Origin of the sequence: Bacillus sp. FSL R5-0560 (genome assembly GCF_037966305.1) — a bacterium.
Taxonomy (GTDB): Bacteria; Bacillota; Bacilli; order Bacillales; family Bacillaceae; genus Bacillus; species Bacillus mojavensis.
Window position 1 is genome coordinate 1,211,099 of record NZ_CP150195.1, and the last position, 19,674, is coordinate 1,230,772.

A 19,674-nucleotide genomic window follows, 5' to 3' on the forward strand; every position below is an offset into this window, starting at 1 on the left:
GTAACACATACAGACTTCATTCAAGAATAAGAATAAAATCTGCTGGCGCTCCATTTTCAGGACAAGCGTTCTTTCAATCCTGGTGCAGACCGCATTCAGTTTTCTCGCGTCCGGCCCATCTTCCCGCTCTCTCATCATTTGGGATTGAAGAAGGCAATGTGCACATTTCACAGCCTATGCTCGGATAATTTTGATCGTGCAGTTTGTTGTAAGGCAAATTGTGGAGCCGGATGTACGTCCAAACATCATCCCATGTCCAGTAAATGAGCGGACAGATTTTAATAAGCTTAAATTTCTGATCCTGATTGATGAATTGAATATGCTTTCTCGTCGGCGACTGCTCCCGGCGCAGACCTGAAATCCAAGCTGTCATGCCCGATAAATGTTTTTGTAGAGGTGCGATTTTCCGTAATTGGCAGCAAAGATTTGGGTTGTGTTTCCATAATTCATCGCCGTACTGCTCCGCTTGTTCCTTTAAGTTCAGTTCAGGTTCAAGCAGCTGGATCGTAAATGCCGGGTATCTTTGTTTGACGGCTTCGATCAGCTCATATGTTTCCTGAAAATGGAGCCCTGTATCTAAAAAGATGATGTGCGCATGTTTGTTGATCTTTGAAATTAAGTCGAGAAGCACCATCCCTTCAGCGCCAAAGCTGCATGCATACACGATCTTATCCCCGTATGTCCTGTAAGCCCATTTCAATACATCGAGCTCATCGATCAATTGGTCCATTATCTCTTTTGACAGCGTTTCGTTCCATGTGTCAAACGTGATGTGTTCGTTCAATATTTTCCCCCCGTTTTGCATCTGTCTGTTTTTTATCTATTGATCGAGTTATAGGCAGACTATTCACTTTTGAGATAAAGGTTCGTGCGGTAGCCGCCTAAAATGAGGAGACGGAGGCGCGGCGGAACCAATAAGAGACCAGCTGAATATGCTTTTTAGCAAAATGGTTTTATGCCCAAGGAGAGGTATTATGCCGATTACCATTTATCAGGGGCATCATCATTCACTTGCCCCGGCAGATATCAATATCGTTATTGACGTCATTCGAGCCTTTACCGTAGCCCATTTTGCTTTTATCGGCGGGGCGAAAGAAATTCTCTTGGTCCGGACAACTGAGGAAGCCTTCAAGCTGAAAGAAACCTATCCGGATTATGTATTAACAGGAGAGGAAAAGGGGGTCGGAATCAAGGGGTTTGAATTGGATAATTCCCCAAAGCGTATGGCTGAGCAGGATATGGTGGATAAGCGGCTGATTCAGAAAACGACAAACGGCGTCACAGCAGCGTTAGGAGCGCTGAAGGCCAAGCATCTTTTAGTGACCGGATTTTCTAATGCCAGAACAACAGCGGAATATGTGAAAAAGCTCACTGCAAAAGATTGTGTGCTGAACATTGTGGCTTCCCATCCGTCAGGTGATGATGATATGGCGTGTGCGGAATATATCAAAAGCATCATAGAAGGGACGAATGGTGCGGCGGCCGAAGTGATTGAAAGAATCAAAACCTCATCCGTTGCGGAGAAGTTTTTTGACAGCAGCCAGCCGTTATTTGATCCGGAAGACATTGCTTACTGTACAAAAGAAATAACGGGCGATTTCGTGATGAAAGTAAAACAAGAAAGAGAAGTTCCAACGATAGAGAGGGTCATGATATGAACGATTTTTCACTAGAATTGCCAGTGAGAACAAGTAAACCGAGAGAAAACGGACAGACCATTTTAATCGACAACGGCTACCCCCTGCAGTTTTTCAAAGATGTGATAGGCGCGGCGTCCGACTATATTGATTTTGTGAAATTCGGCTGGGGCACTTCATTACTTACAAAAGACCTTGAAGAAAAAATCAGCTCCCTGAAAGAGCATGACGTGAAGTTTTTCTTCGGCGGCACACTGTTTGAGAAATATGTAAGCCAGAATAAAGTCAATGAATTTCATCGGTACTGCACCTACTTCGGGTGCGAATATATTGAGATCTCAAACGGCACTCTCCCGATGACGAATAAAGAAAAAGCGGCTTACATTGCTGATTTTTCTGATGAATTTCTTGTGCTCAGCGAGGTGGGCAGCAAGGATGAAGAAGTGTCAAGCTGCCAGTGCTCTGAGGAATGGCTTGAGTATATTCTCGAAGATATGGAGGCAGGCGCAGAGAAGGTGATTACGGAAGCAAGGGAAAGCGGAACAGGAGGTATCTGTTCCAGCAGCGGAGATGTCCGGTTTCAAATCGTTGATGATATCATTTCGTCAGATATTGATATCAGCCGAATGATATTTGAAGCACCGAACAAAACGCTCCAGCAAGGGTTTATTCAAAGGATCGGGCCGAATGTCAATCTGGCGAATATCTCATTTCACGATGCGATTGCTCTGGAGACTTTGCGCTTGGGGTTAAGATCCGATACTTTTTATTTGTAAAACAGCGGCTGCGGGGCTCTCGGTATCGGGAGAGCCTCTTGCCTATTACTTTTTATGACGGTACATAGGCGTAAGTATGGGAAGAGAGGTCAGGCGGATGTTATAGATGAAGTCGATGACTCTTGTTGAGATCACTTGGCAAATCAGAGCTTGAATCACAATGCCCCAGGCAATAATTGATGCGGTAATCATAAAAATGATGCAATTCATAATGAGCAAGATGGTTCCCGGGTTTCCGCCCCGGTAAATTGAGATCATGAGAGCAAGAGCTCCAAAACCTCCGTTAGAAATTTTATATTTGTATAAAAGTCCGATGCCGAGTCCTAATAAAACGGCGCCGCTTGCCAAATCAAGCCACAGGTTTGATGTAATGTCCGGAAAAATGACATCAAAAATCAATACCGAAACAGAGGTGACGGTAATCGAGGCGAGAGTGCCGGTAAATGTTCTCATCTCCAGCCATTTTAAAGCAGTAAAAAGCATCGACACATTCACAGCCCATACCGAGAAGCCGTGGGGAATGTGAAACAAATGGTGCAATAAGACCGCAATACCTGCCGCCCCGCCTGTCGGAATATCATGCGGAAATAAAAATAAGGACATGCCGAGTCCCTGTAATACACCGCCTGTGACAATCATAAACGTGAGTTTTGCTTTCATCAGCAGTTCAGCCATTAAGTCATTTGCTCCTTTATGAAAAGACTTGTCCGCTGTTACCATTTTATGAGGCTGTCCATGATTTATGTCTATAAATAAAGGGATGGGACAGCTTAAAACGCTGAACCATCCCACATATACCGATTGATGATCTCCATATTGATTTCTCTGCCGATCCCTGTTCCTTTCGGGATGTGCACGATTCCTTTTGAAGGCTGAAGGCTGATCAGTTCTGTAAAAGGATTCTCCATTACATCCCACTCAATCGGTTCAATTTGGTCGTTTTCCATTTTTGACCACGGAGGCAGGCAGGCCTGAGCAAATAAAGCATAAAGCCGGGAAAGAGCGCCGTCATAGGCATGAGCAGACGCTCTCACACCGAAATAACGCGCGAGCTGGAGGCAGTCGCGAAACTCATCGATTCCATTGACATGCATGACGTCAGGCTGAATAATATCCAAGCAGCCCTGTGAGAGGAGAGGCGCAAATTGCGCCGCGCCTTTCATATTTTCTCCGCCGGCGACAGGGACGGATAAACGGCTTCGCAGCAAAGTGTAATCCTGCGGCTGGTCAAAAGGCAGAGGCTCTTCCAGCCAGCTGATATTGTCCCATTTCGAAAAATGGCGCTCCCATTTGAAAGCTGCGGCTGTATCGTAGCTTTGGTTTGCGTCCAAAATAATGGAAACTGAACTGCCGGCCGTGTTTTGCAGGGCAGTGATATGCCGCACATCTTCCTCAAAGGTTGTCCCGCCAATTTTGATTTTGATTTGATTGAAGCCCTTTTTCAATTGCGCTTCAACATTCGTAAGCGAGCTGCTGATCCACTGAGGATGGTCTGAATATGATTGGAAAGAGGCATATACTGGGAGTTCTTCTCTGTACCGTCCGCCCCACATGTCGCATACGGAACAACCTGCCGCTTTCGCAGCAATCTCCGTCAGTGCCATACTCACAGCCGATGCCGCCCGCTGATGCCATTTTTTGATTGTGCGCACTAAAGGCAGGCGGCTGCCTGCCTGTTTACCCACGAGATAGGGAATAATTCGTTTTGTAAAACCGACATGCAGGGCCGGGAGCCAATCCACGCACTCTCCCCAGCCGTCAATGCCGCTTTCTGTGATAATTCTGATCAGATAGCATGTCCGATATTGTTTAAATCCGTTTGCATCTCCGTAAGGCTTCTCTAATCGGTGAAAGAGCGGGAAGGTCTCAATTCGTTCGATTTTCAAACCGGATGCTACCTTTCCTCAGCCGGCTGCAGCCGATTGCCATTCATTTTAGGCTCTTCTTTTTCATTCGTATCTTCTTTATTTTGTTTGACATGAATCAGCGTCAGCACAAGAATGCCGACAACCAGCGTTAGGCCCGCAATGCTTAAAAACATGCCAGGTCTTGACCACTGCATCAAGCGCCCGAAAATAGGAGGTCCGATCGCCACCCCGAGAAAACGCACTGATCCGTACAGCGACGTCACAAAACCCCGTCTTTCTTTGCCGACAGCGCCTGTGATAAAACTGTTAATACAAGGAAGGACAAGGCCCGAACCGATACTGCTCAGCACGAGAACGCTGATAAACAGGACGAGATTTTCAATGAATGACAGTGCCGCGTAAGACACAGTCATAAACGCTAAACCGATGACGATCAGCTTTTTCATTAACGATTGCTTTTGTCCGATTTTGCTGCCCGTCGTATAAGATGTCACACACATAACCAAAAGCGGAATCGCCAAAATCAGTCCTTTTTTGACGCCGTCTGTATCGTATGTTTTTTCCAGTACGTCTGATAGGTAAAACAAAATGCCGAATAAGGTAAACAAACAGGTAGCCCCGGCTAAATAAGCGGTAAACAGCCATCTGCCTTCATGCTTAAATACACTTAACAGCCCTTTTGCATATTTTCCGATAGGAGGCGGCTCTTCTTCTTTTTTCTTTTCTTTAATAAAAATCCAAGTCAGCACGATTGAAATGATACAAAACACAGGAAAGGCAAAAAATGCGCCATACCAAACGATCAGAGCGATAAGTGAGCCAATAATCGGCGATAGAACTTTCCCCATCCCGTTTGACGCTTCAACAAGGCCGAGCACTTTGCTTTCCTGCGCGCCTTTAAATAGGTCCGCTGACAGGGCCATCGCAATCGGTCCCGTTCCGGCTGCTCCGATACCCTGAAGAGCCCGGCCAGCCATGACCCACGGATAAGCATTGTCAAAAAAACCTGCCGCAAACCCGGCCAGCAATCCGCCTGCTCCATACAAAAATAAGCAGGGAATAATGATGATTTTTCGTGAAAACCGGTCTGCGAGATAGCCGACAATCGGAATCGCAAACGCCGCAATCAGGGAAAACACCGTGATCACGAGACTGACTTGAAATTGGGATAAATGAAGTTCAGATTTCATTTTTGGCAATATAGGAATAAGCATAGAGTTTCCAAGGGTTAATATTAAAGGGATTGAACCGATAGCTACAATCGTCATTCCGTTATTTTGTTTTGATGTTTCCATCTCAAAGCACACTCCTTTTCTTCTGCTTAGAGTGTCCCTGAAGTCATTAAAAAAACCGAACAGAATCTTCCTGTCCGGGTAAAAAAGGGTTAACCGAGCGCTTGTGAGATGACAGCGAATAATTGTCCGTTTCGTACAGGCAGCGTCTTTTTTTTGTACATCATAAGCGGAGGTTCATCGTCTAAGTGAAATCCCATTGCTTCCAGGCTGTCATGCAACGGTGCGGCGTCACCAGGCACGTCGATTCGCATCGGTCCTTGTTTTCCTGCGGCCAGCCTGTTGATCAATCCGGCAGCGAGACCCGGTGACGGAGCGATAATCGGGCCTAATTTCAGATTGGCCGGTGTTTGTATAGATAAGCCATAGCCAATGAATTCGCCTTCCAAATTTCTCGCAATTATACATTCCCCTGATTGAGAGATCAATTGATGCAGGAGTGCTGCTCTGTCTCCGCCAAAGGCTGCTTGATCAGCCGCTGTTAATTCCGGAAAGTCCTTTTCTGTAAAAGATGTCAGTTCAATGTCGTGCTGCTTTGTAATCGGGATGAAGCTTTGACAGCTGTATTTGCGGATTGAACCCGCTGTTTGAAAACCGGATTTTTCATAAAGCGGCAAACCCTCCTTCGTGGCGCAAAGCATGGTGGCGGTGTTTTCATCGACTTGACTGATACACGCGTTCACCATCCGCTGCCCCAGGCCCCGCCGTTTGTACTCGCTGTCGACGATAACAAGTCCAATAGAAGAAAGTCGGCCATACGAAAACAAACCGATGCAGGAGATGACGTCTCCTTGGCTGTTTTGATACCCGAATAATCGTCCGTGTTTTACGAGCAACAGCAGCTCTCGCTCGCCGTAATCCGGCCACCCGGCTTGCCGGGAGAGACGCAATAGACCGGGCACATGTTTTTCTGTAAGCTGAATCAGCTCAAACGCTGAATGCATGTCATCACCTGCTTGTTTCTGTTTTTTTGTACATCACAATATGGGTGCCAATGCCGGAAATCTCAAACGGCTCGCCAAGTTCTTTCCAGCCAAGCTTTTCGTAATAGCCTTTCACATGGTATCTTGCGTTGCACCAGACCGCCTGCACGCCCATATCGGCCAGTTTCTGCTCCGCGTATTTGATCAGTGTGCTTCCGGCTTTTTGATCACGGTATTCTTCGAGCGTTGCCATGCCTCTAAGCCGATATGCGGGAGAATCGGTCAATAGCGGCTGATTCTCGGGAGAAAAGGAAGCGATGCTGATCAGTGTTTCTTCAAAAAAAGCGCCGAGATGGAAGGAGCCTTCTGCATGATCCTGATCATATTTGCATTGTTCAATTGATTGATGGGGACGCAAAATGCGGTTCCGAATTTCATAAGTATCCTCTGCGGGAATGGTTTTCACTTCAAGCATGATGTTCCTCCTCTAATGTAATTTATTTTCTATATCGTAACACGAATCGGGTTTGAAAAAGACTGCCCAATTGGTTCGGACAGTCTTAGAAAGGGATGTTAATGCAAATAAATATTCTGACGCTGTTCATCTTTTTGCTTAATGTAAGAAGTAAGTTCCGAGGTTAAGTCGGATCTGAGAAAAGGCGTTATTAAATAGATGCCGTTAAACAGCTCGCAGGCAGTATCCAGCAGGGAGCGTGCAATTGCAAGGCCTTCCGCCTTTTGTTTCTCTTTATCTTCGCCGGCACGCGCCATTTTTTCGCGAATGGAATCGGACAGTTTGATGCCGGGAATTTCATTATGGATAAACTCAGCGTTCCGGCTGCTTGTCAGCGGCATAACGCCGATATAAATCGGAGTCTTCAAATGCTTGGTTTCATTATGAATATCGACAAGCTGCTGCTCCGAATAGACGGGCTGTGAGATAAAATAATCAGCGCCGCAGTCCATTTTTTTCTCCAGCCGTTTTACGGCTTTATCGAGATGACGGACGTTTGGGTTAAAAGCAGCTGCCACTGAGAAATTGGTTTTCTTTCCGAGCGGTTTTCCGGACAGAGACAGCCCTTCATTGAACTGTTTAATCAGCCTGATTAAATCAAAGGACGTTAAGTCATAGACAGACGTTGCACCCGGGAAATCACCGATTTTAGAAGGATCGCCGGTAATCGCCAGCACATCATGCAGCCCTAATGTGTCCAGTCCCATTAGATGTGACTGGAGGCCGATAATGTTTCGGTCCCGGCACGTAAGATGGACAAGAGACCGCATATCGAGCTGCTGCTTAACAAGGGCGCCGCAGGCAACATTGCTGATCCGCGGGGTTGCCAGTGAGTTATCGGCGAGCGTCAGGGCGTCGATTCCCGCTTCTTTTAATTCAGCAGCGGCGGACAGAAACTTATCAAAGCTCAATTTCTTCGGCGGGTCCAGCTCAACAATAATGGAGCGCTTTTTCGCAGCGATTTCATCCAACCCCGGCTCTGTCCGTTCGTGCTGGACAGTCACCAATTCCTTTGCCCGAACCTTTACATGCTTTTCCGTAATGGGAGCGAGCCCGCCCACAGCCTCTGCCATGGCTCGTATGTGGTTTGGCGTTGTGCCGCAGCAGCCGCCGATAATCCGCGCGCCTTGCTTGCGGAACTCAGTTGCGCTGTTTTGAAAATACGTATCGTCAGTTTCATATACGAGCCGCCCTTCTTCGAGAGAGGGGAGGCTGCTGTTCGGGTAGACAGATAAAAATACGTCATCAAAAATCGGCACTTCACTGAGCGCTTCAATCATGTGGTAAGGGCCGAGCCGGCAGTTAATGCCGACGATATCGGCACCGAGATCCGCAATCGAGCGCAGCGCATCAGAAAGCGGCGTTCCGTCCTGAAGCACACCCTGCTCATGCATGGATACATTCAGCATAATCGGAAGATCGGTTTCTTTCCGGGCGATTTTCAGCACTTCATGGGCTTCTTCCAAATCATAATACGTTTCTAACAGCAACCCGTCCGGCTCTTCATGCAGCAGTAAATACAGCTGTTCGCGGAAGCTTCGTTTGATTTCGTCAAGGCTGTATGCGTTTTTGTTAAACGTGCGGATGCCTCCCATTGTCCCGAGCACATACGCATCGTCGGCGGAAGCCCGCGCGATTTTTACTGCTTCCTGATTCATTTTTTTGATGTCATCTTCAAGGCCGTGTCTCGATAATTTAATATAATTCGCTCCGTACGTGTTGGTTTGAATGATGTTTGCTCCCGCCTCGACATAAGCTTTATGTATACGCTGAATTTCCTCGGGTTTAGAAATATTAAGTTCCTCAAAGCATCTATCTATTCCGTAGGAGTAAAGCAGCGTGCCCATTGCGCCGTCACCGATTAACACCTGTTTCTTCAAATCTTCTAAAAGTCCCATTGTCTGCCTCCTTTATTCACATTCAGCAAGGAAAAAAGAGAAATAAAAAAAGTCCTCTTAAGAAGAAGACTTTGTCAGTGATATTGTCTCTTCTTATCTTCCAAGCTGTTCGAGCTTGCTGGATTTAGCACCTTGGTCATGGCAAATGCGCCATTACACCGGTTGCTGAAGCTTCGTCGGGCCAGTCCCTCTGCTTCTCTTGATAAGAACGGATATGAAATTTTAATGTTCAGGAGCTGCCAAAAGATGCCTGGCATTTTCCCTTTCTCCAAATTTACCGAAAATAAAGACAATAATCAATAGGAATCAGAAAAATTTATCTGAAATTTATAAATTGAACGTCAATTGGCAGATCAGCACCTCGAACTGCTGCGATAACCTGCTGAAGATCATCCTTGTTTTTTCCGGTGACACGCACTTGATCATCCTGTACCTGAGATTTCACTTTCAGTCCGGAGTTTTTGATGATCGTATTGATTTTTTTTGCGTTGTCTTTGTCAATCCCTTGAACGAGCTTTGCGCGCTGGCGCACGGTGCCGCCGGACGCATTCTCAATTTTGGCGTAATCAATATTTTTTGTCGGCACGTTGCGCTTAATCAATTTGCTGACAAGCACATCCTTGAGCTGGCTTAATTTAAATTCATCATCGGAAACAAGAACAAGCTCTTCTTTATCTAATGAAATGTCGCTTTTGCTCCCTTTGAAGTCATAGCGTGTGCTGATTTCCTTCAGTGCGATTTGAATCGCGTTTTGCACCTCAGGGAGCTCCACCTTGGATACAATATCAAAAGAACTTTCTTTTGCCATATGAAAACCTCCATAACATTTAACTTATGTGTTGATTATAGTAGAATAAAGAGAAACTTCCAACAGAACAAAGAATCAATTTGTGATGATTGGAAAAAATGTTAACAAGATCCGCAGTGAAATCAGCGGGAAGAGGAAGGACGATAGCATGAGACCAGGGCAGCAGTTAACCTTGAGTATAGATCACGAAACTGACTTCGGTTACTTTTTAACCGATGGAGAAGATACGATTCTCTTACATAACAGTGAAGTGACAGAGGATATAGAAGACAGAGATGAGGTAGAGGTCTTTATATACGTTGACCAGCAGGAACGGCTCGCAGCAACGATGAAAATTCCGGTCATCAGCGCGGATGAATACGGTTGGGTAGAGGTAGTGGACACGGTAGAGGATATGGGCGTATTCGTCGATGTCGGCCTCTCAAAAGACGCGCTTGTCGCAACAGAGCATCTGCCGCCGTATGAAGATGTCTGGCCGCAAAAAGGGGATAAGCTCTACTGTATGCTGAAGGTGACGAATCGGGGGCGCATGTTTGCCAAACCCGCACCGGAGGATATCATCAGCGAGCTGTTTACGGACGCTTCAGACGACCTGATGAATAAAGAGCTGACCGGAACGGTGTACAGGCTGATCGCTTCAGGATCGTTCATCATTACGGATGACGGAATCCGCGGTTTTATTCATTCATCAGAAAGAAAAGAAGAGCCAAGACTCGGCTCAAGAGTGACAGGACGAGTGATTCAAGTGAAGGAAGACGGCTCAGTGAATATGTCGCTACTTCCGAGAAAGCAGGATGCGCTGTCTGTTGATGCCGAGTATATTCTTACGTATATAAGAACGAGAAATGGCGCCATGCCGTACAGCGACAAAAGCCAGCCTGATGATATCAAAGAACGTTTTAACATGAGCAAGGCCGCCTTTAAACGGGCGCTCGGCCACTTAATGAAAAACGGAAAAGTGTATCAGGAAGACGGCTGGACATACGAGAAAAAATAGCGCATGAAAATGGCTCGCCTGCAGCAGAACTGCGGAGCGAGCCGTTTTTTATTTCTAATTTAATTCATCAACCAGCGTTCTGATTGCCATTTCGCGATCCACATTGTCTGAAATCGCGATCGGAGTAATATCAATGGCAAGAATGACAAGAATCAGCGCACCGGCTGCGGCAACATAAGAAACATAATAGAAATAGTTAGCGGTTTCGACCGTGTTGACGAGCTCAGCTTGAACTCTGGACGTATCATCCTTGGAAGCGGCAATTTCCTTTGCAGCTTCTACTTTTTCTTCAACGATTTGACCCGCTTTTTTCAGCAGTTCATCCACCTTCATTGCATCTTTGCTGTAAACAGCTTTCTTCAGATTGTCAAAAAAGTCAGCATCCTCTTTTTTAATATCAGCAACAACCTGATTGGCAAAAGCCTTTGCCTGTTTTGTGTTGAGTTTGTCAGTCATGGCTTTATTAAATACCTCTGGAAGCTGTTTGCCCACTTCACCCTGAGCGAACACAAACCCTTTAAAAATCTCTTCACCCGAATACTCAAGCTGCTTTGCCTGTGCTACACTTTCCTGCTGCTTCACCATAAACACTGTCGTCACCAATACAACCGACAAAAATACGAGAAACGCCTTCTTCAAACTGAAACCTCTCCCTTCTTTTCTTTTTTATTCCACTTCAGTCTGCGAATATATGTAAATTGAAACGTGGAATCAATTGGAGTGAGATACAATATCAAAATGCCGGCCATGATGATTGAAAAGCTGATTAAACCCAGCATAACCGCGAATATCTCATGCATAAAAACAGCGATGATTAAAATCAATCTCCAATGCTTCTTCGGCGCGAACAGTGCCGCAAAGATGACAATCTGGACGAGAAGCGTCCCCCAAGTCGGAATCACCACAAACGGACTAGTCACAAACGGCTTCGTTAATGCCTGAAAAAAGCCGTTGAAGCCGATGGTTTTTTCCTGGGCGAAATAATAGACGGCTGTACCGTCCACCCATTCCTGCTGAGACAGCTTAGCGACAGTAGAGTGAAAATAAAGCACTGCCACTTGGAGCCTGATAACAAAATAAGAAATAAATGCTGTGATTTTTCCAATTGTTCTTTGGCCCTCTGCATCATCAGGCCTTCCGCTCCAATGCCATTTTCTCGGATCGGTCAGCGTGATAGGAATGAGCAAAAATGTCATAACCGCGGCTGCCTGCTCGCCTCCGTCGATGACAATTAACGACGACTGGAGGCTGTAACTGACATACCAATGAAGAATCCCGGTGATTCTGGGGCGCCACCCGATCACAACAAGCACCAGAATGGCAATGCAGATCCACCTGACCAGGTTTAACATCATATAGTTATTTTCGCCGAGGCAAAAGAGACTGAAATTCATTTTACAAGCAGGATAACTGCTGATTCCGCTGGCGGGCTTCATAATGAGGCTCGGATGATTGACGAGCAGCGTCAGCAGGCTGGATAAAGCAATAATGCTTCGCGCGAGTCCATATACATTTGTCCACGGGTTTCTCTCGTCCCATCCGGTGATGGTCTGTTTTATGTTTTCGAGCATGAGATCACAACCTTGACTATGCTTTTTATCTGATAAGACGAAGCGGTATATTTAGAATAACTCCACGGAACGATATCCTCTTTCGTTAAATAATAGCTGCCGCAAAGCAGCGGGCGGGGTGCCGGTGTTTGCAGCTGAACGGTTTTGGCTTTGCTTTTGCAGGCACTTAGGTCCGTTGCTTTACATTCTGTCCACTCTTCCTTGCCGACTTGGCTGTAGACAACACCCATTTCTACACCCTGCGATCGCCCATAACGATACAGGCCGAATAGGTTATCAGCCCTCATATTGGGCCATCTGACCTTGGCGGTGGCATTTCCATCCTCATATAAGCCGATGGCGGTATCACGGGGATTTTTGCTGAAAAAGCCCCAGCCCTGAGGAATGACGCTGGACATGAGAAATTTGGAGTCCTTTGTCAGCGGAATCGGGGTTGTCCCTAAGCTGCCAATGATTGAAAACAGAAATAAAGACCCCCAGAGGACCGAAAAAATGATAAAAAATGATATCGATTTCTGCATTCGACTGCTCCTTTTTAAACTGACGAAATTCACTTTTCTTACTTTTCATCATATAAAAACATTTTTGTAATAAAAAGGTTAGAAAGTAGGAGAAATTCCATTTTTGTTAAATGAAAAAACAGGACATTTTTCACTGCTATATGTCATTGATATATAGTGGTTTTTTCGATATATTTAAACCATGAAAACGAATCAAATTAACGACCGCTGGATTGTTCAATTTCGCAAAGGAATTTTCGAGCTGGCCATTTTATCCCTGCTGCGCTCAAAGCCGATGTATGGTTATGAATTGACATCGTCCTTAAAAACAACTCCGGCACTGGCTATTTCGGAGGGTGCGATTTATCCGATTTTGAAACGGATGACGGAGAAGGACTGGGTCGAATTTTTTTGGCAAGATTCTTTGGACGGCCCGAAAAGGAAGTACTACAAAATGACGCAAAAAGGAGAAGAGATGTTAAAAGAACGGCTGGAGAAATACCTGGAAACCCATCAAGCTTTATTGTCCTTATCGGGGGATTTGCTATGAATGCACAGCACATCATTGACCGCTATACGGAGGAACTAAACGCTGAGCTGGCGAATATGCCTGAAGTAGAGAGAGAAAACACGATAGCCGAATTGAAGGGCCATTTAACCGCTTTTGTACAAGACAGAATGAATGCCGGCCATAGTGTGGAGGATCTGCGGGAAGCTGTTGAAACTGAGTTTTCTCATCCGAAAGAGCTTGCCGAAGCGATGATGGGTGAAGGGGAGGAACAGAAACGGAGGGGTTCTGTGTTAGGAAAAAGCGGACTTTCGGTCTTTCTTATTGCTGTAATCATACTCCTGCCGCTGCTGCCGCCCTCATACAGATATGTGCCATTGGCTCTTTATTTGGCGGTGCTCGCAGGCTATGTATGGAAGCGGAAGAAGGTAATGATGTTTGCGGGTGTAAGAAAAAACAAAATGCGCTCTCAACATGAGATTGTCACGATTTCCAGGGTCGGTGCGGTGTATCTGCTGTTTTTGGCTGTTCTGCTTCTTGTGCAGCCGCTCATCAATGCATTCGTCGTCCTTCTGCTGATTGTGGTTAGCTGTGCCGCTTTTTTTCTTTTTTTGAACGTCAAGTAATGTTGTAGGAGGCTGTAATATGGAAATTAGCATCAATTATCTATTAATTGTCATTTCGCTTTTATTCTTTGTGGTAGCTTATTTGGTCGGGATCAAAAAACAGACGTGGATGCTGGCGGGGTTTAATGAGGCACGTATCCGGGATAAGGATCGGCTGGCCAGAATAGCAGGCTATTTTTTCTTGAATTCCGGTTTGTTCATTCTGCTGAACAGCTTTATCTCATTTCAAGGCCAGGAGCAGCTGATTCCGCCGCTTATTTTGGCATATGGTGCAGGGGTTATTATTTACGTGAATAAAAAACTGGTAGAATAGGAGCTGAAGGACGGAGCGAATCTCTGTCCTTCTTTCTTTTTCCTGAAAATAGGAACGAAGCACCACATACAAGTTTCGGTTTTTTTGTTAGGATGAACGAAAAATAAGTTCCAAATCAGGAAGGATGTGGTGTTTTGCCTACACTGTTCAAGACATCTCTATTCATGGCCGGCTTATGCACGGCGGCTCAATGTGTTTTTGCATCAAATGCCTCAGCAGATCAAAGCATCAAATACGACCATACGTATCAAACCCCTTCATACATCATCGAAAAATCACAGCCATCATGGCAGCCAGCTCAAAACCTAACGCAGAAAGAAGCGCTATTTTCATATCTGGACAAGCACCAAACGCATTTTAAGCTCAAAGGAAATGCGAACAGCCATTTTCGCATTTCGAAAACCATAAAGGATCCAAAGACAAAACAAACGTTTTTTAAATTAGAGGAAGTGTATAAAGGAATTCCTGTATACGGCTTTGGACAGGCGGTCGCGATGAAGGAAAACAAACAAGTGAAAAGTTTCTTCGGGAAGGTACACCCGCAACTAAATGACATATCTGTCACACCGTCTGTATCCAAGAAAAAAGCTATACATACAGCGCGCCGTGCGCTTGAGGCATCTATTGGAAAAATCGAGTATGTTGACGGGGAACCAAAAGCCGAATTATATATTTATCCGCACGAAGGCGCATATGATCTTGCCTACCTTGTAAGACTTTCGACGTCTGAACCTGAACCTGGATATTGGCATTATTTCATTCATGCCAAAAGCGGAAAGGTCATTGATTCTTTCAATGCCATTCATGAAGCAGCAGGTACAGGAATTGGCGTATCAGGCGAAGAAAAAAGCTTTGAAGTAACTGAACAGAATGGGCGTTATTATTTGGCTGATGAAACAAGGGGAAAAGGGATAAATACTTTTGACGCAAAGAACCTGAACGAAACCTTATTTACCCTTTTGTCTCAATTGATCGGGTATACAGGCAAAGAAGTGGCCAGCGGCACGTCCGTATTTAAAGACCCGGCGGCTGTAGATGCCCATGCAAACGCGCAAACGGTTTACGACTATTACAGCCGCACGTTTGGCCGCCATTCCTTCGATCAAAACGGAGCAAGAATTACGTCTACCGTACATGTGGGAAAACAGTGGAACAATGCGGCGTGGAACGGTGTGCAGATGGTGTACGGGGATGGTGACGGCGCAAAGTTTAAGCCGCTTTCCGGATCGCTCGACATTGTGGCGCATGAAATGACACACGCGGTCACCCAGTATTCCGCCGGCCTTTTATATCAGGGAGAACCCGGCGCGTTAAACGAATCCATTTCTGATATTATGGCGGTGATGACAGACCGGGATGACTGGGAAATCGGCGAGGATGTATATACGCCGGACGTACGCGGGGATGCTTTACGTTCGTTAGAGGACCCTTCCAAGCAGGGGAATCCGGATCATTATTCAAACCGTTATACGGGCACAGAGGATTACGGCGGGGTGCATATCAATTCGTCGATCCACAATAAAGCGGCATATCTTCTCGCGGAAGGCGGCGTGCACCATGATGTGCGGGTAGAGGGGATCGGGCGTGAAGCTTGTGAGCAAATTTATTATCGGGCTTTGACATATTACGTCACGCCTTCTTCAGACTTCAGCATGATGAGGCAAGCGGCAATCGAAGCTGCCAAAGATTTATACGGTGAAGGCTCGAAGCAATCAGCTTCTGTCGAAAAGGCATATGACGCAGTCGGAATCCAATAAAAATGAAAAAACAGCCAGGGCTTTTCAGCCTGGCTGTTTTTTTATGACCTTCCCAGAAAAAATATCGCCAGTGTGCCGGGTCCGGAATGGGATCCGACAGCAGAGCCGATGGAGTGCATGATGATGTCTTTCGGCTTGAAGGCGTCTTCGATCAATTGTTTCATTTCATTGGCTGTTCCTTCGTTAGCGGCATAGCTGATTCCGACGGTTTGATCGCTCCAATTGTCTCCTCGATCTTTCATTAATTCGATAATCCGTTTGAACAGCTTTTTCTGCCCGCGGATTTTTTCAAGCGGCACAAGCTTGCCGTCTTCCATATGAAGCAGTGGTTTAATATTGAGCAGACCGCCGACAAAAGCGGACGTTTTTGAAATTCGGCCGCCCCGGGCGAGGTACGTTAAATCATCGACTGTAAAAATGTGCTCAAGCTGTGCGCAAAAGTTCTTTACAGACGTTTCGATTTCTTGTATTGTATTTCCGTTGATACAGAGTTCGCGTGCATGCCGGACGGCCAGACCGTAGCCTAATGAAGCGCATTTGGAATCAATCACCCGCAAATCAAAATCGGGGAATTCTTCCTTCACTTCATTGGCGATCATGACGGCTGTCTGATAGGTGCCGGAGAGCCCTGAGGAAAAAGCAATGTAAAGAGCGGGCTCTCCTGTTTCGGCATATTGCAAAAATACATTTTTAATGGTTTGCGGTGAGGCTTGGGACGTCTTGGGCGCTTCCCCATTTTGCATCGCTTCAAATATTTGTTCCGCATGGATCGTGACTGCATCTTCATATTCTTTGTCGCCGAGAGAAACTCTAAGCGGGATAAAGCCAAGGCCGTTTTCCTCAAAATAAGAACGAGGCAGATCAGCGGCGCTGTCAGCAATGAGGTGAACTGTCATTTTGCTTCCCTTCTTTCCATTTATCGCTCGTTATCATGTGATTTAAGCCAACTATATCATATTAATTACTCAAAATCGTGTTCAAATATTTGTTTTAAGGGAAAACATAATAAAGAAGAATGAGCGGAGGAACATGCCATGGTACTAGATCAAACAAAAAAATTACTCATCGTCATCATCGGGGCTTTACTCAATGCGGCCGGGCTGAACTTATTTCTGATTCCAGCAGATGTATATGCCAGCGGATTTACGGGTGTCGCCCAGCTTTTATCAAGCGTCGTTGACCAATATGCCCCCTTCTACATATCGACGGGAACGCTCTTGTTCCTCTTAAATATTCCGGTCGGTATTTTAGGGTGGCTGAAGGTCGGAAGATCGTTTACGGTGTACAGCATTTTGAGTGTCGCACTGACCACGTTGTTTATGGGAATCCTGCCGGAAATGAGACTGTCTCATGACATCCTGCTGAACGCGGTATTCGGCGGCGTCATTTCCGCGGTCGGCATCGGTTTAACATTAAAGTACGGCGCTTCGACAGGCGGTCTTGATATCGTCGCTATGGTACTGGCCAAGTGGAAGGATAAACCCGTCGGCACGTATTTCTTTATTCTGAACGGGATTATCATTCTGACGGCAGGATTATTGCAAGGTTGGGAGAAAGCTTTATATACCCTTGTTACTTTGTATGTGACAACGAGGGTGATCGACGCGATTCATACCCGGCATATGAAACTGACAGCGATGATTGTGACGAAAAAAGCGGACGAAATTAAAGAAGCCATTTATGGAAAAATGGTGCGGGGCATAACGACTGTCCCAGCCAAAGGCGCTTTTACAAACGAGCCGAAAGAAATGATGATTATCGTCATCACGAGGTATGAATTGTACGATTTAGAAAAAATCGTAAAAGAAGTGGACCCGAAAGCATTTACAAACATTGTCCAAACGACCGGGATTTTTGGTTTCTTTAGAAAAGACTGACGAAAGCAGGTGGAAGTCGTGAAACGGCTGCTTGTGATGCTCTTGCCTGTGGTGCTTTTAATGGGCTGCGGGAAACATGAGCGGACAGAACCCGATAAGGAGGTATCAGGCGGAATGGAGAATCAAGAGGTTGTTTTATCTGTTGACGCAATTCAGGAGCCTGAACAAATCAAGTTTAACATGTCACTGAAGAACCAAAGCGAACGCAGTGTGGAGTTTCAATTCAGCACGGGACAAAAATTTGAACTTGTCGTGTACGATTCAGATCACAAAGAAAGATACCGTTATTCAAAAGACAAAATGTTTACACAGGCTTTTCAAAACCTGACGCTTGAACCGGGAGAAACCTATGATTTCACTGATGAGTGGAAGGAAGTCCCTGAGCCGGGAACTTACGAGGTGAAGGTAACATTTAAGGGCAAAGCGGAAAATCTCAAGCAGGTTCAGGCTGTTCAGCAATTTGAAGTCAAATAAGAGGCTATGGCGATTCGCCATAGCCTTTTTTTATTGCAATTTATCCAGTTGATCTTGAAATTGATGAAGCTGTTGACGTTCCGCATCTGTCGAATTGGCATACGCAGAAGACACAGCATTTTTGGCCCTCAGAATCGCTTGCTCCTGATCGCCTTCCTCAAAGCCGTTTGTCACCATGACAGCCTGTTGAACAAATGATTTCGCCTGCTGAAACAGTTCGTTTCTCATTTAATATTCATACTGCCTTTCAGCCGAGTCTCGTGCCGCGGCATGCTGGTGAGCTTCTTCTAAAGTAGACCGATATGGAAATCTTGCGGCGTGTTGCCCGATGGAGTCTTTACCCTGGTGAATAAACCTTCTGGATTTGCTTCGTTTACCCATTGTGAGACTGCCCCCTTCCATACTTTGACGAGATGAGTCGTCTTCAATAGTATGGTGGGGCGAAGTAACGTTTATGAGTGGGAAAAATTAAAATGGGCGGTCTTTAAAGTGAGAAATACTCTTGTAAAAATCTTGCCACGCCGTCCTCTTCATTTGTAGCCGTTGTCCGGTTGGCAATCTGCTTGACCTCATCAATTCCATTTCCCATCGCAACGCCGCAGCCTGCGAATTCAAGCATCTCCAAATCGTTATCCTCATCTCCGAAAGCGATGATCCGCTCCCTCGGCACACCGTAATAATCACTGATTTTCTGCAGGCCGACCGCTTTATTCATGCCGCTTTTAATAATTTCTATAACATGCCACGGCGCGGCCCATCTTCTATGATCGATCACCTCGGCGTGCACATCCGATAAATAGGAGCGTATGGCCGGTACATCTTCTTCTTTTGCGTGAATGAGTACGGATGTAACATCTTCACCGAGATTTTCCCGCAAGTCTCCGACCGTCACATTTGTTGTATTCATGTTAAAGGCATCAATCAAGTGCTCGTCATGGTAATGAAAGTACACGTCATCAATGACTTCGGCAAGCACATTATGTACGTTATAGCTTTCGCTGATATCCACTAATTGTTTGACAACTTCAAGCGGCAGCGAGGTATGATATCGTCCCCAGCTGTCGTCCTGCGGATGATGGACAAACGCTCCGTTAAAATTGACAATTGGCGTTGTCAGCTTCATCTGCTCATAGTACATGGAACTTGAACGGTACGGCCGGCCGGTGGAGATGCAGACGTAATGTCCGTCATTTTTTAAACGCTGTATCGTTTGAAGGGTGTTTTCTGATATTGTTTTATCGTCCTTTAATAATGTTCCATCTAAATCTAATGCGATTACATAGGGTTTTGTTTCCATGAAAAGCTCCTTTAACCTTAGATTTTGCGTAAGCTGCC

At 45.7% G+C, this 19,674-nt stretch carries 24 protein-coding genes and 1 riboswitch; of the genes, 9 read left to right on the plus strand and 15 right to left on the minus strand.

Annotated features, from left to right (window positions below; translation table 11 throughout):
- Positions 1–73: 73 nt before the first annotated feature.
- On the minus strand, positions 74–784 hold the full coding sequence (locus NST56_RS06045) for a phosphoadenylyl-sulfate reductase (RefSeq protein ID WP_339180702.1): 711 nt from the start codon (positions 782–784) through the stop codon (positions 74–76).
- A gap of 190 nt (positions 785–974) precedes the next feature.
- On the opposite strand from NST56_RS06045, the gene NST56_RS06050 reads away from it, so the two are divergent.
- Both NST56_RS06050 and NST56_RS06055 read left to right on the plus strand, forming a co-directional pair.
- Positions 975–1,658 carry a 2-phosphosulfolactate phosphatase gene (locus NST56_RS06050; protein WP_339180705.1) on the plus strand — a complete coding sequence of 228 codons (684 nt, stop codon included), beginning with the start codon at positions 975–977 and terminating at the stop codon, positions 1,656–1,658.
- The gene (locus tag NST56_RS06055; protein WP_010333694.1) at positions 1,655–2,413 is read left to right on the plus strand and encodes a phosphosulfolactate synthase; all 759 of its coding nucleotides are present in this window, start codon (positions 1,655–1,657) and stop codon (positions 2,411–2,413) included. Before NST56_RS06050 ends, NST56_RS06055 begins: the two co-directional genes overlap by 4 nt.
- Before the next feature lie 45 nt (positions 2,414–2,458).
- On the opposite strand, the gene NST56_RS06060 is transcribed toward NST56_RS06055, so the two are convergent.
- From NST56_RS06060 to NST56_RS06090, 7 genes are all read right to left on the minus strand, one after another.
- Entirely contained in the window at positions 2,459–3,088 is a 630-nt protein-coding gene (locus tag NST56_RS06060) for a YitT family protein (protein WP_010333695.1), read from the minus strand.
- Between the two features lie 95 nt (positions 3,089–3,183).
- Positions 3,184–4,299 (minus strand): mandelate racemase/muconate lactonizing enzyme family protein, encoded by a 1,116-nt coding sequence (locus NST56_RS06065; protein ID WP_339180708.1) that lies wholly within the window; start codon positions 4,297–4,299, stop codon positions 3,184–3,186.
- 8 nt (positions 4,300–4,307) lie between these two features.
- Positions 4,308–5,576 carry an MFS transporter gene (locus NST56_RS06070; protein ID WP_229147802.1) on the minus strand — a complete coding sequence of 423 codons (1,269 nt, stop codon included), beginning with the start codon at positions 5,574–5,576 and terminating at the stop codon, positions 4,308–4,310.
- Positions 5,577–5,665: 89 nt separating this feature from the next.
- A complete protein-coding gene (locus NST56_RS06075; protein ID WP_339180711.1) occupies positions 5,666–6,517 on the minus strand; it encodes a GNAT family N-acetyltransferase in 852 nt (283 codons plus the stop codon).
- A 4-nt stretch (positions 6,518–6,521) separates the two neighbouring features.
- Positions 6,522–6,971: a GNAT family N-acetyltransferase gene (locus NST56_RS06080; RefSeq protein ID WP_286058739.1), complete on the minus strand. Its 450-nt coding sequence runs from the start codon at positions 6,969–6,971 to the stop codon at positions 6,522–6,524.
- A gap of 98 nt (positions 6,972–7,069) precedes the next feature.
- Entirely contained in the window at positions 7,070–8,908 is a 1,839-nt protein-coding gene (locus NST56_RS06085) for a bifunctional homocysteine S-methyltransferase/methylenetetrahydrofolate reductase (RefSeq protein WP_326226862.1), read from the minus strand.
- Positions 8,909–8,998: 90 nt separating this feature from the next.
- A riboswitch (SAM riboswitch) is annotated at positions 8,999–9,117 on the minus strand.
- A 107-nt stretch (positions 9,118–9,224) separates the two neighbouring features.
- Positions 9,225–9,716, minus strand: a complete 492-nt coding sequence (locus NST56_RS06090) for a YajQ family cyclic di-GMP-binding protein (protein WP_010333702.1) — start codon at positions 9,714–9,716, stop codon at positions 9,225–9,227.
- A 148-nt stretch (positions 9,717–9,864) separates the two neighbouring features.
- On the opposite strand from NST56_RS06090, the gene NST56_RS06095 reads away from it, so the two are divergent.
- A complete protein-coding gene (locus tag NST56_RS06095; protein WP_010333703.1) occupies positions 9,865–10,713 on the plus strand; it encodes a S1 RNA-binding domain-containing protein in 849 nt (282 codons plus the stop codon).
- Positions 10,714–10,767: 54 nt separating this feature from the next.
- Here NST56_RS06095 and NST56_RS06100 read toward each other — a convergent pair whose 3' ends face one another.
- Genes NST56_RS06100 through NST56_RS06110 form a run of 3 tightly spaced genes read right to left on the minus strand, consistent with a single transcriptional unit; the run spans position 10,768 to position 12,805 of the window.
- Positions 10,768–11,352, minus strand: a complete 585-nt coding sequence (locus NST56_RS06100) for a sporulation delaying protein family toxin (RefSeq protein WP_010333704.1) — start codon at positions 11,350–11,352, stop codon at positions 10,768–10,770.
- Positions 11,349–12,284 carry a sporulation-delaying protein SdpB family protein gene (locus NST56_RS06105; protein ID WP_168747399.1) on the minus strand — a complete coding sequence of 312 codons (936 nt, stop codon included), beginning with the start codon at positions 12,282–12,284 and terminating at the stop codon, positions 11,349–11,351. The genes NST56_RS06100 and NST56_RS06105 overlap by 4 nt, the downstream gene beginning before the upstream one ends.
- Positions 12,269–12,805, minus strand: a complete 537-nt coding sequence (locus NST56_RS06110) for an SdpA family antimicrobial peptide system protein (RefSeq protein WP_326197269.1) — start codon at positions 12,803–12,805, stop codon at positions 12,269–12,271. Before NST56_RS06110 ends, NST56_RS06105 begins: the two co-directional genes overlap by 16 nt.
- Positions 12,806–12,986: 181 nt before the next feature.
- Here NST56_RS06110 and NST56_RS06115 point away from each other — a divergent pair, with 181 nt between their 5' ends.
- The 4 genes from NST56_RS06115 to NST56_RS06130 all read left to right on the plus strand — a co-directional run bounded on the left by NST56_RS06115 (position 12,987) and on the right by NST56_RS06130 (position 15,988).
- Positions 12,987–13,334 carry a PadR family transcriptional regulator gene (locus NST56_RS06115; RefSeq protein WP_010333707.1) on the plus strand — a complete coding sequence of 116 codons (348 nt, stop codon included), beginning with the start codon at positions 12,987–12,989 and terminating at the stop codon, positions 13,332–13,334.
- Positions 13,331–13,918: a hypothetical protein gene (locus NST56_RS06120; RefSeq protein WP_268504851.1), complete on the plus strand. Its 588-nt coding sequence runs from the start codon at positions 13,331–13,333 to the stop codon at positions 13,916–13,918. Before NST56_RS06115 ends, NST56_RS06120 begins: the two co-directional genes overlap by 4 nt.
- A gap of 19 nt (positions 13,919–13,937) precedes the next feature.
- The gene (locus tag NST56_RS06125) at positions 13,938–14,231 is read left to right on the plus strand and encodes a DUF3784 domain-containing protein (RefSeq protein WP_010333709.1); all 294 of its coding nucleotides are present in this window, start codon (positions 13,938–13,940) and stop codon (positions 14,229–14,231) included.
- A gap of 134 nt (positions 14,232–14,365) precedes the next feature.
- On the plus strand, positions 14,366–15,988 hold the full coding sequence (locus NST56_RS06130; protein WP_326331269.1) for a M4 family metallopeptidase: 1,623 nt from the start codon (positions 14,366–14,368) through the stop codon (positions 15,986–15,988).
- A gap of 41 nt (positions 15,989–16,029) precedes the next feature.
- Here the strand turns inward: NST56_RS06130 and NST56_RS06135 are convergent, their stop codons facing one another.
- Entirely contained in the window at positions 16,030–16,884 is an 855-nt protein-coding gene (locus NST56_RS06135; RefSeq protein ID WP_168747403.1) for a DegV family protein, read from the minus strand.
- A gap of 138 nt (positions 16,885–17,022) precedes the next feature.
- Here NST56_RS06135 and NST56_RS06140 point away from each other — a divergent pair, with 138 nt between their 5' ends.
- Complete coding sequence (locus NST56_RS06140; RefSeq protein WP_010333712.1) at positions 17,023–17,865, plus strand: YitT family protein; 843 nt, start codon at positions 17,023–17,025, stop codon at positions 17,863–17,865.
- Positions 17,866–17,883: 18 nt separating this feature from the next.
- On the plus strand, positions 17,884–18,339 hold the full coding sequence (locus NST56_RS06145; protein ID WP_010333713.1) for a BsuPI-related putative proteinase inhibitor: 456 nt from the start codon (positions 17,884–17,886) through the stop codon (positions 18,337–18,339).
- 30 nt (positions 18,340–18,369) lie between these two features.
- Here NST56_RS06145 and NST56_RS06150 read toward each other — a convergent pair whose 3' ends face one another.
- From NST56_RS06150 to yitU, 3 genes are all read right to left on the minus strand, one after another.
- On the minus strand, positions 18,370–18,567 hold the full coding sequence (locus NST56_RS06150) for a DUF3813 domain-containing protein (protein ID WP_003224518.1): 198 nt from the start codon (positions 18,565–18,567) through the stop codon (positions 18,370–18,372).
- Complete coding sequence (locus NST56_RS06155) at positions 18,568–18,720, minus strand: hypothetical protein (RefSeq protein ID WP_010329347.1); 153 nt, start codon at positions 18,718–18,720, stop codon at positions 18,568–18,570.
- Positions 18,721–18,823: 103 nt separating this feature from the next.
- Positions 18,824–19,636, minus strand: coding sequence for a 5-amino-6-(5-phospho-D-ribitylamino)uracil phosphatase YitU (yitU, locus tag NST56_RS06160; protein WP_339180724.1), 813 nt, complete (start codon positions 19,634–19,636; stop codon positions 18,824–18,826).
- Positions 19,637–19,674: the final 38 nt, after the last annotated feature.

Excerpts from the sequence above, each read along its gene's own strand:
- NST56_RS06050 (WP_339180705.1), top strand. The coding sequence starts at position 975 with ATGCCGATTACCATTTATCAGGGGCATCATCATTCACTTGCCCCGGCA.
- NST56_RS06055 (WP_010333694.1), top strand. The coding sequence starts at position 1,655 with ATGAACGATTTTTCACTAGAATTGCCAGTGAGAACAAGTAAACCGAGA.
- NST56_RS06060 (WP_010333695.1), bottom strand. The coding sequence starts at position 3,088 with ATGGCTGAACTGCTGATGAAAGCAAAACTCACGTTTATGATTGTCACA.
- NST56_RS06070 (WP_229147802.1), bottom strand. The coding sequence starts at position 5,576 with ATGGAAACATCAAAACAAAATAACGGAATGACGATTGTAGCTATCGGT.
- NST56_RS06075 (WP_339180711.1), bottom strand. The coding sequence starts at position 6,517 with ATGCATTCAGCGTTTGAGCTGATTCAGCTTACAGAAAAACATGTGCCC.
- NST56_RS06080 (WP_286058739.1), bottom strand. The coding sequence starts at position 6,971 with ATGCTTGAAGTGAAAACCATTCCCGCAGAGGATACTTATGAAATTCGG.
- NST56_RS06085 (WP_326226862.1), bottom strand. The coding sequence starts at position 8,908 with ATGGGACTTTTAGAAGATTTGAAGAAACAGGTGTTAATCGGTGACGGC.
- NST56_RS06090 (WP_010333702.1), bottom strand. The coding sequence starts at position 9,716 with ATGGCAAAAGAAAGTTCTTTTGATATTGTATCCAAGGTGGAGCTCCCT.
- NST56_RS06095 (WP_010333703.1), top strand. The coding sequence starts at position 9,865 with ATGAGACCAGGGCAGCAGTTAACCTTGAGTATAGATCACGAAACTGAC.
- NST56_RS06105 (WP_168747399.1), bottom strand. The coding sequence starts at position 12,284 with ATGCTCGAAAACATAAAACAGACCATCACCGGATGGGACGAGAGAAAC.
- NST56_RS06110 (WP_326197269.1), bottom strand. The coding sequence starts at position 12,805 with ATGCAGAAATCGATATCATTTTTTATCATTTTTTCGGTCCTCTGGGGG.
- NST56_RS06115 (WP_010333707.1), top strand. The coding sequence starts at position 12,987 with ATGAAAACGAATCAAATTAACGACCGCTGGATTGTTCAATTTCGCAAA.
- NST56_RS06120 (WP_268504851.1), top strand. The coding sequence starts at position 13,331 with ATGAATGCACAGCACATCATTGACCGCTATACGGAGGAACTAAACGCT.
- NST56_RS06125 (WP_010333709.1), top strand. The coding sequence starts at position 13,938 with ATGGAAATTAGCATCAATTATCTATTAATTGTCATTTCGCTTTTATTC.
- NST56_RS06135 (WP_168747403.1), bottom strand. The coding sequence starts at position 16,884 with ATGACAGTTCACCTCATTGCTGACAGCGCCGCTGATCTGCCTCGTTCT.
- NST56_RS06140 (WP_010333712.1), top strand. The coding sequence starts at position 17,023 with ATGGTACTAGATCAAACAAAAAAATTACTCATCGTCATCATCGGGGCT.
- NST56_RS06150 (WP_003224518.1), bottom strand. The coding sequence starts at position 18,567 with ATGAGAAACGAACTGTTTCAGCAGGCGAAATCATTTGTTCAACAGGCT.
- NST56_RS06155 (WP_010329347.1), bottom strand. The coding sequence starts at position 18,720 with ATGGGTAAACGAAGCAAATCCAGAAGGTTTATTCACCAGGGTAAAGAC.
- yitU (WP_339180724.1), bottom strand. The coding sequence starts at position 19,636 with ATGGAAACAAAACCCTATGTAATCGCATTAGATTTAGATGGAACATTA.